Source organism: Methylobacterium sp. CCH5-D2, assembly GCF_001556475.1.
GTDB lineage: Bacteria > Pseudomonadota > Alphaproteobacteria > Rhizobiales > Beijerinckiaceae > Methylobacterium > Methylobacterium hispanicum.
The window spans coordinates 1-237 of sequence record NZ_LSIX01000049.1 but is presented as its reverse complement, the minus strand read 5'-3'; the positions used below and the strand labels follow the sequence as shown (position 1 = coordinate 237).

Genomic DNA, 237 nt, shown 5'->3' with positions numbered 1-237 from the left:
CACCACGACCGGCGCGGGCGCCGCGGCGGACCGGGCCAGGATGGCGCCGGTCGTGGTGGGGTCGAGATCGACGACCGCCGGCCGCGGCCCGGCCGGACCCGGCGGGCGCTTCCAGGCGAAGGGGCCGGTCCCGGCCGGCACCACGGCCTGGACGGCGTAGGGCCGCTCTTGGCCGGCGATGACGTAGCCCGCGAACCCGCTCGCGCCGAGCCCGAGCAGCACCGCGGCGGCCAGCAC

At 80.6% G+C, this 237-nt stretch carries 1 pseudogene; it reads right to left on the bottom strand.

From position 1 onward, the window contains the following. Window positions 1-237, bottom strand: a pseudogene (locus tag AX737_RS33945) (hypothetical protein); the annotation flags it as partial.